This is a genomic window from Paenibacillus turpanensis (assembly GCF_011421635.1).
Classification (GTDB): Bacteria; Bacillota; Bacilli; order Paenibacillales; family YIM-B00363; genus Paenibacillus_AK; species Paenibacillus_AK turpanensis.
Map to the genome: position 1 here is coordinate 16,943 of NZ_WTLI01000022.1, position 12,184 is coordinate 29,126.

A 12,184-nucleotide genomic window follows, 5' to 3' on the forward strand; every position below is an offset into this window, starting at 1 on the left:
GGTCGCTTCTTGATGTGAAGTGGAAGCAGCCGGAGCCTCGCTGATTGCAGCTTCGAGCTGCATCAACCTGAACACCGCGGGTTGTCAAATTCATGTGTTCAAGGCTCACTTCGCAATCATGCACACGCCGTTCGTATCTGATCCTGCCCGACTTCCTCCCTTTTAAGCGGCTTCCGCTGCTTCCCCTAAGTCGGGCACAGATGCGGACTCCATCAACCTCCATACCGCAGATGAGCACAGCCTTGTCCAGCAGTATTAATTTCGGCAAGTGGATACTTGCTGATAAGTTTGAATACAGGTTAGGAAAGAGGCGAGGCCGACCGGCCTCTCTTTTTCATTCCCAGTCCTAACGAAGTCCAGTATAATGAAGATTAGGTACTGTATTTGATCCTTGTACAATAGATAGCATTTTATACATTTCATACATGTCATACTTTACAACAGTCGGGAGCGTTAGCAGATGAATGCGGTTGCGGGCTTTAAGCTGAACGAGCGAATCCATGAGGGCACAAGAACAGCGATTTATCGGGGGATTCGAGAAGAGACAGGAGAGAAAGTAATTGTAAAGCTCTTGAAATCGGATCGTCCGATACGGGATGAGGTCATTAAGCTGCGGAAGGAATTCGAGCTTGCTTCCGGTCTGGACCGGGAGAAGATTGTTGTCCCGCTGGAGCTTGTTGAGCACCCAAGGGGATTTGCGCTTGTCCTCGAGGATTACGGCGGGATTGCACTGCAGCAGCTGCTTAAAACGCGGCCAACCGGCTTAGATACGATTTTAAATATATCGGTCCAATTAAGTATAATCGTCGGTTATTTGCACCGGAACAAGTTGATTCATAAAGATATAAAGACTAACAACTTCATTATTCACCCGGAGACGCTTCAGGTGAAGCTGACCGATTTCGGAATTTCCACTCCTTTTGGATCGGGAGAGGAGTGGGAGCTGCCTTCAGTACGAAGCGGGGAGCTGGAGGGTACGATGGCGTACATTTCGCCTGAGCAGACGGGCCGGGTGCATCGCCGGATTGATTATCGGACGGATTTTTATTCCCTGGGCGTTACCCTGTACGAAATGTTCACCGGAAGACTGCCCTTCCGCGCTCAGGAGCCTGCAGAGCTGATGCACAGCCACATTGCCAAGCAGCCGATCTCCCCTTCGATGCAGGACGTTCGGATCCCCATCCCGATCTCGGAAATTATTATGAAATGCTTGGCCAAAAATCCGGAGGATCGATATCAGAGCGCTTACGGGCTTCAATACGATTTACAGCAATGTTTAGAGCAGGTTCAGCAGTACGGTCATGTTGCACCCTTCGAAATCGGAACGAAGGATTTAAAAGATATTTTTCTCATCCCGCAAAAGCTGTACGGAAGGGAAGAGGAGCTGCATGCCGCAGCATCCTTCTACGAACGGCTTCCGTATGGAGGCGGCGGGCTGATTCTGGTATCGGGCAGCCCGGGCTCCGGTAAGACAAGCTATGTCCAGGAAATTCAAACGACGGTGCTTAAGCCCGGCGAGCTACGGTTAACCGGGAAATTCAACGAGCTGCAAAAGCATATTCCGTATTATGGATTTATCCGTGCATTCCGCCGCGTTCTCCGCCAGCTTCTCGCCGGACCGGAGGATGAGCTGGATTTGTACCGTCAGCGCTTTACAGCCAAGCTGAAGGAAAATGGCCGTGTATTGGCACAGGTAATGCCGGAGCTGGAATGGATCATCGGCAAGCAGCCGGAGCTGGAGGCGATGCCCTCCGCAGAGGCTGTAAACCGGTTCCATTATGCGGTGTACCATTTCCTTGAATGCTTGACTGAAACTTCATTTGTTACGGTCGTTTTGGATGATCTGCAGTGGGCCGACGCGAGCTCGATCCAGCTGCTTCATTTTTTGACGATAGAGCTGCAGATGTCCTCCGTTTTGTTCATTGCAATGTACCGCAGCGAGGAGGTGCGGGAGTCGCACTTCCTCTCGTGGTTAATCGATGAGGCTGCGTCGGCCGGTCATCCTCTGCAGCTGGAGCTTCAGCCGCTTTCCGGAAAAGCCATTCATGAGCTGCTCTGCGATACATTGGGCTGCAGTAAGGAGCGGAACGAAGCTTTGCTTCGCAGCGTTGTGCATAAAACCGGCGGAAATCCATTTTTTGTCAAGCGGCTGCTGAGTGAGCTGCATGAACGGAAGCTGATTTATTTTGATTATGAAGCGGGAATTTGGGCATGGGATGAACGGGCGATCGCTGCATTGCAGGTAAGCGACCAGGCGGCCGGCTTTATTGCCGAGCAAATGGTACGTCTTCATCCGGCTGCGCTAAAGCTGCTGAAGCACGCTTCCTTTATCGGCGGGGAGTTTTATGTCGATTTGCTCGGAAGATTGACGCAATTGGAGGAGGAGGAAATTTCCCGCCGCCTGCGCGATGCGGAGCTTTCCCCGTTTGTAGCCCCTATCCATGAAACGGGCGAGCCGGAAAAATACCGCTTTCTGCACGATAAGATCCGAGAGTATTGCTATTCCTTATGGTCGTCAGAGGAGATTCGGGAAGGACATTTGCAGCTGGCCCGCATGTATACGCAGTCGGAAATCAATCCGCAGGCCTCGGAAGAAACGCTGTTTGCCGCCGTCAATCATTACAATTTTTGCTATGATGCTGTGACGGATGCGGCAGAACGAAGCGCTGTCGCCGCGCTGCACGTAACCGCCGGTAAACAGGCGATGAGCTGCGCGGCCTTCGCTTCCGCCGGAACCTATTTTGAAAGCGGATTGAAGTGGCTTTCAAAGAACAGCTGGAAACATGAATACGAGCTCGCGTTCGGCATGAACCTTGGTCTGATGGAGACCGCGTTTTTAAACGGACGGTTTGGCGATGCGGAGCAGGTTTTTTCCTTACTCAAGGAGCATTCTCAGACATGGCAGCACCGGGCGGCGGCCTATCAGGTTTGCGTCAATCTCTATACGCAAATGGGTCAGCATGCGAAGGCGGTGGAAACGGGAATCGAAGGCTTGGCAGCCTACGGAATACGGATCAGCCCTTCGCCTACCCAGCTGGAGCTATTGCAAGCACTGGCTAAAGTTCGACTGCGAATGACGGGGAAAACGGAGGACCGTGTCGTTCACCGGCACAGTAAAGCGGATGACAGTCTCGGCGCTCTCATGAAGCTGATGAATGAAACGGCGACCTCCGCGTATTTTACCAATCCGAACTTATATATTTTTATGATGCTAGAAATCGTAAGCTTATCGCTGAAGCACGGTCATTCGGTAGAAACCTCGAACGGCTTTATCGCGTATGGGCTGCTGCTTGGCTTTGGCATGGGACGTTACAGTAAAAGCATGGATGCAGGTCAGATTGGCCTTGAGCTCAGTGAAACTTATTTCCATCGCGGGATGAAATGCAAGGTCAACTTTACCTTCGGCGTGTTTCTTAGTCCATGGAAGCAGCCTTTGCAGGCTTCGCTTGATTATTTGTGGAAGTCGTTCCATTACGGAATTGAATCGGGAGATCTGGTGTATGCCGGCTATGCCGTGACGTATATCGTACTTGTACATGATTTCCTCGGACGCCCGCTGCAGGATGTGCGCCAGGAGCTGGAGCGGCAAATTTTATTTGTGCAGAAAACGCGAAATCCGGAGACCTTGTGGATGCTGGAGATGTTCCGGTATATTTTTGCGAGTCTGGACGGAAGCGCGGTGCTGCCGCTGGTGATCGGCGACAGTCCCGAAGAAGAGGAGCTCAGGCTCGAGCGGTTGAAGGGTAGCCATAATCAAGTCATCGTTCAAGTGTTCTACATGAAGAAAGCGATGCTAAATTATTTGTTCGGCGAATACGAAGAGGCGCTGCGTATGGCAAGGCTTTCGGAATCGGTTGTTTCCGTGTCGTTCGGATTGTTCCACGCCGTTGAACATGCCTATTTTTCCGCTTTAGCGGCATGCGCGTGTTATAGCAGAGCGGAAGGAAAAGAACGGCACAGGCTGCAAAAGGAGATTCGCACCTATGCGGCAAGGCTGCGTAAGTGGGCCCGGGAATGCCCGGAAAATTACGCCCATCTGTACGGGCTGGTTCAAGCCGAGCGTCACCGCTTGGCCGGCAGAAGCAGGCAGGCCGAGCTGGCGTACGAGCAGGCGATGGAAGCGGCGCTCGATCACGGCTTTACTCAGCATTACGCGATCACAGCGGAGCGGGCGGCATTATTTTACCGGGAGCAAGGCCGAAAGCAGGCGTGTTCTTTCTATATGACAGCGGCATATCAAGCTTATGAGCAGTGGGGGGCTTCCGCGAAGACGGCCCATATGGAAGGCGCTTATGGCCCGTTAATCTCCCAGCCTTCACCGCAGGCCCCGGGCATTTCAGCTACGATGACGAAGAGCACCAACACCTCTGCGCAATCGATCGATTTTGCGGCGGTGCTGAAGGCGACGCAAACGGTTGCCGGGGAAATTGTTATGGAGCGTCTTTTGACACGGCTCCTTAATATTTTGCTGCAGACGACCGGTGCCAGCCGCGGGGTCATTGTGGTGAAGAAAAAGGAAGGCTTGTTTGTGGAAGCGGAATCCGATCCGGGGCAGCGGATGGATGGCGCGGCGGACGGGGAAGCGAAAGCGGAACCGGAAGCGGTCCGGGTGCTGCAGGGGCAGGAGATTGGAAGCTTCGCAAGGCTTCCGCTGTCCGTTGTGCACTATACGGCGCGTACGTTGGAAACGATGGTGCTGAATGACGCTGCATCCGAAGGGATATTCATCAGCGATCCGTATATTCAGCGTTATCGTCCGCATTCCGTGCTGTGCACGCCGATTTTACTGCACGGCCAATTGGCCGCCATTATTTACTTGGAAAATGAAATGACGACGCATGTGTTTAACGCCCAGAAACGGGCGATTATCGATATTATCGCCGGACAAGCGGTGATCTCACTCGAGCATGCGCGCTGGGTTCTCCATTTGGAGGAACGTGTGAAAGAGCGGACAGATGAAATTATCCGCATGGAGGAATCACGGCGTAATCTGCTTTCGAATATTTCGCATGATCTTGGCACGCCTTTAACGTCGATTCAAGGCTACGTGGAGGCGATCTTGGATGGAGTAATTACGGGAGAAGAGGCGCAGGCAAAGGTTCTGAAGGTCGTGCACAGCCGTGTGCTCGGCATTCAAAGGCTGATGAAGGATTTGAAGCAGCTGAGCCGGATGGAAACAGGGCAGCTTACGATGAATAAAGAAGCGTATCCTGCACTGGAGTTAATGCGCCAGCTGTTTTCAAAGCATGAGATGGATGCGGAAAAAGCGGGAATTCGCTATTCACTGACAATAGGCAATTTGCTGCCGGAATCGCGGGATGCGGAGGGATCCGAGCCTTTTGTGATCGCGGACAACGACCGGATCGGCCAGGTGGTAAGCAATCTTGTTTTCAATGCACTGCGTTATACCCCGGCCGGCGGGGAGCTGCATGTGCATATATCCAAGGAAGCGGATTGCAAGCAGCTCCTGATCAAAATATCGGATACGGGGGCCGGCATTGCCGAGCATGATGTCCCCTTCGTATTTGACCGGTTTTACCGGGGAAGCAAAGCACGCAGCTCGTCCGATGGGGGAAGCGGCTTGGGCCTTGCCATTGCCAAAGAAATCATTGAGCTTCACGATGGGCAAATATGGGTTGAAAGCGAGTTGGAAAAAGGAAGTACCTTTTACTTTACGCTTCCTTTGGTTTGGAGCGAGCCGAAACGCTCGCTGCGCTGAATTTATACCCGACCCCCCGGACCGTTTGAACAAAGTCCGGGCGGGACGGGTCTTTTTCTATCTTTTTGCGTAAATTGCTGATGTGCACCATGACGGTGCGCGTATCGCCATAGCTGTCGGACCCCCAAATGAGGTCGAACAGCTGCTCCACCGGATACACTCGCCCCGGAGTTAAGGCCATTTTGCTGAGTAGGCTGAATTCGGTTGCTGAAAGCGCAACGGGGGCTCCGTCCAACCGCACCTCGTGCGAGACGATATCGATTTCAAGCGGGCCAAAGACCATCGCGGAAGCCGGTTCCGGCTGTATTTCCGAGGTGGTCCGGAGATTGCGGCGCAAATGCGCCTTCACCCTGGCAACCAGCTCTCCGGGACTGAACGGCTTCGTCATATAGTCGTCGCCGCCAACGTTCAGGGCAATAATTTTATCCCAGTCCTCACCCTTGCAGCTTAAAAATAGTATCGGATTATGCGTCAGCTCCCGAAGCTGGCGGCAAACCTCCAAGCCGTCCTTCTCAGGCAGCAGCACGTCCAAAATAATCAGATCCGGCTTATGCCGGCGCACAGCCTCTACCGCTTCAATTCCGTTGCAAGCAGTCACTACCTCGAACTGCTCTTTTTCGAGATAGAGCCGGATGACATCAATAATCTCCTCCTCGTCGTCTACAATGAGAATCCGTCCGTTATTCACATCCGTTCACCTCGATCGAAAAAACTAAACATATGTCGTGAATGTCAAATACTATCGAAATTGTAACACACCTTAAGCTGAATGTAGGTATACTTTTGTAAAATATGAGAAAACAGATGTGCTTGATGGCTGTGAAGAAAAGGATTGACAAAAACGATACGCTCGTTTATATTCGTAAACGTAATAATTACGATTATATGCAAATGATTATAGGAAACAACTTCATTGAATGGATAGGGGGTCAAGCTTCGGCTTGGCTTTAAAAAAAGAGTCAAATCGTAATGTCTACGATCAGTATAGAGCGCATAAGCTTTAGTGTGTGTATGCTCTTGATCAACGCAGCAAAGGTATCTTTCTGTTTCTGTTTAATCGTAAAAATTACGTTTATAAACCATGGGGAGTGGAGTAATACATATGAAAACGTTGGTACATAAGAAAATGTCGCTGCTGCTGGCGGCAGCATTAGTTTTCACAGCGGGTTGTGCGGTGAAGGAGGGCTCGGACAATACCTCGGTTCCGGCTGCTGCAGTTGATTCCAAGAAAATCACCCTCATGCTGCATTTTAAATCGGGTACGCTTGATCCGCATAATGATTTCACGCCCCTCCGCGCCGGGGTGACGGAGACACTCGTGAAGCTCGACGATCAATTGCAGCTGAAGGGCTGGCTTGCCGAAACATGGGTGGCCAAGGATGAGCTTACCTGGGAATTTACGATTCGGGATCACATCACCTTTCATGACGGAACGAAGCTGGACGCAGCCGCGGTGAAGGCGTCCTTCGAGAGGGGTCTGAAGGTAAGCAAACGACTTGCAGGCCTTAAGATCAAATCTATGGATGCGAATGGACAGTTATTCACAGTGGTTACCTCTGAACCGAATCCGGCGCTGCCGTCCGAGCTGGTTAATCCGTACGCGTCGGTCGTCAGTGTAGAAGCGGAAAAAAAGATGGGCACAGAGGCATTTAATATGGCGCCTGTAGGAACGGGGCCGTTTGTAGTTAAGCAGTTCACGCCGAACATTGAGGCGAAGCTGGAACGTTACGATGCGTATTGGAACGGAAAGGCGAAGCTGAAGGAAGCGGTTGTTAAGTTTAATGAGGACGGCAATGTGCGTGCGCTGGCCCTGCAGTCCAAGGAGGCGGACATCGCATGGAGCCTTCCAGCCGAGAGCATCGAGGTGGTTCGCAAAGAAAAGGAATTAACGGTGGAGTCGATTCCGAGTTTGCGTGTTCATTTTCTACTCTACAATCAGCAAAAACCACAGATGCAGGATGTGAAGGTGCGTCAAGCGATCAGTCTTCTGCTGAACCGTGAAAGCGTAGCGAAGGATATTATGCTGGGCAATGCAACGGCGGCGAACGGTCCGTTTAACGACAAGCTCCCATTTGCGAGCAGCGCTCCTGTTCCGAAGCTGGATCAGGAAAAGGCGGTCAGTCTGCTTAAGGAAGCGGGGTATACACTGACAGCGGATCATAAGCTGGTCAAGGATGGAACGCAGCTTACGCTGGAGCTGGTGACGTACAATGCAAGGCCGGAGCTCCCTCTTATGGCGCAGCTGCTTCAGTCGGATGCGGCCAAGGCCGGCATTAAAGTGAATATTCGCAACGTCGAGGATTCCGACAATTACTTGAAGGAAAACAAAGACTGGGATGTGGCGACGTACAGCAACCTGACAGCCCCTCGCGGGGACGGCGGCTTTTTCTTGAACAGTGCCTTTATGCCAAGCGGCTCATTGAATCCGGGGAAAATTAACATTCCGGAGCTTACACAGGTTATTGAGAGCTTAAATAAACAAAGTGATGTAACGCAGCGAAATAAGCTCATTCAGGAAGCCGTTTCGATTGTGGATAAAGAAGCGGTGCACAGCTACGCAGTGTTTCCGAATTTAATTATCGGTGTAAATAAGCGGGTTACGGATTGGACGCCTGGACGTGAGGAGTTCTACATCCTGACGCCTACAATGGATGTGAAATAGAATGGGGAAACTGGCGGGGCAGAGGCTGATCCAGCTGCTCTGGGTGCTGCTTTTTTTATCGGTTGTTACGTTTACGCTCATGAAGCTGGCACCAGGCGACCCGGTACGATCGATTTTAAAGCCGGATGAATTTCTGGTGACGGAAGCTGATATGGCTGAGCTTCGAGAGGAGCTTGGCCTTAACGAAGCAGTTGTCGTTCAATATGGAGCTTGGCTGTGGAAGGTGCTTCAGCTTGATTTAGGGAATTCCCATTTAACGGGGAAACCAGTTTGGGACCTGATCATGAGCCGGTTGACGGTAACTTTACAGCTGACTGCGGGGGCTTTGCTCGTCATGCTTTTGATCACGTTTCCGCTAGGGATGGCTGCGGCTCGTTATACGGGGAGGTGGCCTGACCATATCAGCAGGCTGCTGGCGATCGTCGGGGCTTCGATTCCGAATTTTTGGCTTGGACTTATTTTGATGTATTGGTTTGCCTACAAGCTGCAGCTGCTTCCCTCGACAGGCATTGGCACGTTGGAGCATATGATTTTACCCTCGATTGCGCTCGGGTTTTCATTTGCCGTTGTCTATGCGCGAATTTTGCGGACAGGGCTGCTGGAAAGCTTGTCGCAGGATTATATTTTGGCGGCAAGAGCAAGAGGGGTTCCGGAACGAACCATTTGGCTCAGGTACGCGCTTCGTGCCGCACTGCAGCCAGTGGTGACTTTATTCGGATTAAATATTGGAACGCTTCTCGGAGGGGCTGTCGTGATCGAAACGATGTTCGGCTGGCCGGGACTCGGGAGCATGGTCGTAAGTGCAATTTTTGGACGGGATTATCCGGTTATCCAAGGCTTTGTCTTATTTTCCGGGTTTGTCGTTGTTGTCATTAACTTCTGCGTGGACCTGATCTATCGGTGGATTGATCCGCGAATCCGGCTTGGAAAGGAAGAGGTTTTGTGAAAATGATTCGTCTTGACAATGCTGCCTCCGCCCTTCCTTTGCGTGGATTTGTGCGGGTAAAGGGGATGCTGGATCAGCCGATGCTGATGCTTGGTTTAGGGATGATTTTGCTGATCGCAGGATTTTGTTTAGCGGGGCCTTATATCACGGGGAACGATCCGCTGACCGTGAACATGGCGGAACGCTTGCAGCCTCCGAGCTTGCAGTATCCCCTTGGGACGGATCACTTAGGACGGTGCATGTTTACAAGATTGGCCGAGGGGGCGAAGGTGACGCTCGGCATTACGGTGCTTGTTGTCATCACAGTGGCTGCGATCGGCATTCCACTCGGCTTATGGACAGGGTATGCGAGAGGCAGGCTTGATGCGTTGGTCATGCGCTTTCTGGATGGGATCATGGCTCTCCCTGAATTTATTTTAGCTATCTCGATTACGGGGTTTCTTGGTCCGAATTTGTTTAATCTGATGATCGCGGTCGTTGCCGTGAAGTGGATCAGCTACGCAAGAATTACAAGAAGCATTGTGCTTTCCGAACGAGAGAAGGAGTACGTTCTTGCGGCAAAGGTAGGGGGCTGCAGCACGTGGAAAATACTGTACAGACATTTGCTGCCCCAGATCATTTCGCCTGTGCTCGTACTTGCATCCTTGGATATTGGAAAGGTCATTTTAGCGATATCGGCGTTGTCGTATTTAGGTCTTGGCGCACAGCCTCCCACACCGGAATGGGGAGCGATGCTGAATGAAGGGAGAACCTATTTTCAATCGGCTCCGCAGCTGATGCTGCTGCCCGGAACGGCGATTTTAATTGTAGTTATGTCCTGTAATATGGTGAGCGACGGGTTAAGAGAGAGGCTGGATGTGAAAAACGGCAGCAGATAAGATACCAAAAGTGCCGAAGATGGCTGGGCTGCAGTGATTGTACGAGACTATGCTGCTAATGAAAAATGGTTCCGGTCGAGCCGGATCAGGGAAGGGAAGTCGTATCGTGTATTCAAGTGTATCCCAGTACCAATCGATCGAGATGGCGCCTAAGTCAACGGAAACGGAGACGGAAACGGAAACGGAAACACCTGTTTTAGACATTCAGCAGCTGGAAATTTCTTCGGTAAACCGCAAGGGAGAAAAGCTGGAGCCGATCGTGCATGGAATTAGCTTATCGGTGAAATCGGGTACAATGACCGGCCTTGTCGGGGAAAGCGGCAGCGGGAAAACATTGACAACGCTGGCCATCCTAGGGCTGCTGCCCTCTTCGCTAAAGGTAACGGGCGGAACGATCAAGCTGAACGGCGAAGAGATTTCAAGCATGCCGGAACGAAAGCTGCGAGCGCTGCGCGGCAAGAAGATATCGTATTTATTTCAAAACTACCAGGGCAGCTTTAGCCCGTTTCGTTCGATCGGAAAGCAGTTAGTAGAGGCGCTTCGCTTTAGTTTGGGGATCGGGCCGACGGAGGCGAAGGCGGTCGTCTTCACATGGCTGGAACGGGTCCGTTTACCGGCGGAGCGTGTGTTTTCCAGTTGTTGTTTTCAGTTGAGCGGCGGGCAGCTGCAGCGGGTGGCTCTTGCGGCCGCGTTAATGGTAAAACCGAGCCTGATTATCGCGGACGAACCGACAACCGCTCTTGATGTATTATCGGGCGAGCAGGTGCTCGATCTGCTCTCTGAGTTGCAAAGGGAAACCGGCTGCGCCGTGCTTTTTATTTCGCATGATCTGGCCCATGTATTGAAACGGACCGATCGTGTCGCGGTAATGTACAAGGGCAGAATCGTGGAAATGGGGCCGACGTCCGCGCTTCCAAGTGCAGCAGGACATCCATACACGCAGCGGCTGCTGCAGGCAAGGCCTTCGTTAAGGGGGACAATTCCTGAGAGGCTTTCCGTGCTTGAAGCGGATGTTCGTGCGTTACCGGGCGGCAGCTTGAGCTTGCAGAATGGGTGTTCATTTGTTCCGTACTGCTCCTGCCGTACGCAGCACTGTGAACATACACCCGAATTACGAAATGAAGGCGCGCATGCCGTCGCATGTCATGAATGGCCGGTGAAGGAGGCGAAGCCGAATGCGGAAAGAACAGCCGCTTCTGCAGGTGAAGCAGCTCGAGAAGTCGTATACAGCTGAGGCGAAGGCGCTTACCGGTCTCTCCCTAGAAGTTGCCGAAGGGGAGTGCCTTGGCGTTGTGGGCGAGAGCGGAAGCGGCAAGAGCACGCTTGGCAAACTCATTCTCGGCTTGGAAAAGCCGGATGCGGGCGAAATATGGCTGGGCGGAGTCCGTTATGATCAGCTTCGCGGCAGGGCGATGCGGGAAGCGAGGAAACATATTCAGGTCGTATTTCAAGATCCGTCTGCATCGCTTAACCCGAAGCTGCCGATTTGGAAAACCGTTATCGAGCCTCTGGAAAATTACCCGGAGGTGAAGCCCTCCTTTCTTGCGGGAGCTGCGCTTACCAAGAAGGAGACAGCCGCCGTTTTGCTGCGAATGGTCGGCTTAAGCGAGGAGCTGCTGGAACGGTATCCGCATCAGCTGAGCGGAGGGCAAAAGCAGCGTGTTGCCATCGCCCGCGGCATCAGCCTGCATCCGCGGCTTCTCGTTTGCGATGAGCCGACCTCGAGCCTGGACGTTTCCGTGCAGGCGCAAATTTTAAATTTGCTGAAGGAATTGAAGGAATCGTATGGCATCGCCTACCTTTTTATCTCGCATGATCTGGCGGCGGTCCGTTTCCTGAGCGACCGGATGATTGTCCTAAAGGACGGGGAGCTGGTCGATCATTTTCCTGCGGATGCGCTTTTTGAAGAAGAGCGTCATCCCTACACGAAAATGCTGGTCGATGCGGCAGCAGGCTAAGACGGGGTTGGAATGTTTTGA

Annotated in this window: 7 protein-coding genes; 6 read left to right on the forward strand and 1 reads right to left on the reverse strand. The window is 52.2% G+C overall.

The genetic code is table 11. The annotated features are described in order from the left end of the window. The first annotated feature begins 460 nt into the window (after positions 1 to 460). Complete coding sequence (locus GQS10_RS18515; RefSeq protein ID WP_166244999.1) at positions 461 to 5,719, forward strand: protein kinase domain-containing protein; 5,259 nt, start codon at positions 461 to 463, stop codon at positions 5,717 to 5,719. Here GQS10_RS18515 and GQS10_RS18520 read toward each other — a convergent pair. After that, complete coding sequence (locus GQS10_RS18520) at positions 5,673 to 6,407, reverse strand: response regulator (RefSeq protein WP_166245001.1); 735 nt, start codon at positions 6,405 to 6,407, stop codon at positions 5,673 to 5,675. The genes GQS10_RS18515 and GQS10_RS18520 overlap by 47 nt on opposite strands. 414 nt (positions 6,408 to 6,821) lie before the next feature. Between GQS10_RS18520 and nikA the strand changes: the two genes are divergently transcribed. The 5 genes from nikA to GQS10_RS18545 all read left to right on the forward strand — a co-directional run bounded on the left by nikA (position 6,822) and on the right by GQS10_RS18545 (position 12,163). Beyond that, positions 6,822 to 8,381: a nickel ABC transporter substrate-binding protein gene (gene nikA / locus GQS10_RS18525; protein ID WP_166245002.1), complete on the forward strand. Its 1,560-nt coding sequence runs from the start codon at positions 6,822 to 6,824 to the stop codon at positions 8,379 to 8,381. A gap of 1 nt (position 8,382) precedes the next feature. Beyond that, a complete protein-coding gene (nikB, locus tag GQS10_RS18530) occupies positions 8,383 to 9,327 on the forward strand; it encodes a nickel ABC transporter permease (protein ID WP_166245004.1) in 945 nt (314 codons plus the stop codon). Positions 9,328 to 9,392: 65 nt separating this feature from the next. Further along, on the forward strand, positions 9,393 to 10,205 hold the full coding sequence (gene nikC / locus GQS10_RS18535) for a nickel transporter permease (RefSeq protein ID WP_424991807.1): 813 nt from the start codon (positions 9,393 to 9,395) through the stop codon (positions 10,203 to 10,205). 106 nt (positions 10,206 to 10,311) lie between these two features. Next, positions 10,312 to 11,439, forward strand: a complete 1,128-nt coding sequence (locus GQS10_RS18540; protein ID WP_166245006.1) for an oligopeptide/dipeptide ABC transporter ATP-binding protein — start codon at positions 10,312 to 10,314, stop codon at positions 11,437 to 11,439. Further along, positions 11,381 to 12,163: an ABC transporter ATP-binding protein gene (locus GQS10_RS18545; RefSeq protein WP_166245008.1), complete on the forward strand. Its 783-nt coding sequence runs from the start codon at positions 11,381 to 11,383 to the stop codon at positions 12,161 to 12,163. The genes GQS10_RS18540 and GQS10_RS18545 overlap by 59 nt, the downstream gene beginning before the upstream one ends. The last annotated feature ends 21 nt before the right edge of the window (positions 12,164 to 12,184 follow it).

Bases quoted from the DNA above. Each gene is read 5' to 3' on its own strand.
- GQS10_RS18515 (WP_166244999.1), top strand. From the start codon at position 461: ATGAATGCGGTTGCGGGCTTTAAGCTGAACGAGCGAATCCATGAGGGC.
- nikA (WP_166245002.1), top strand. From the start codon at position 6,822: ATGAAAACGTTGGTACATAAGAAAATGTCGCTGCTGCTGGCGGCAGCA.
- nikB (WP_166245004.1), top strand. From the start codon at position 8,383: ATGGGGAAACTGGCGGGGCAGAGGCTGATCCAGCTGCTCTGGGTGCTG.
- nikC (WP_424991807.1), top strand. From the start codon at position 9,393: ATGCTGGATCAGCCGATGCTGATGCTTGGTTTAGGGATGATTTTGCTG.
- GQS10_RS18545 (WP_166245008.1), top strand. From the start codon at position 11,381: ATGCGGAAAGAACAGCCGCTTCTGCAGGTGAAGCAGCTCGAGAAGTCG.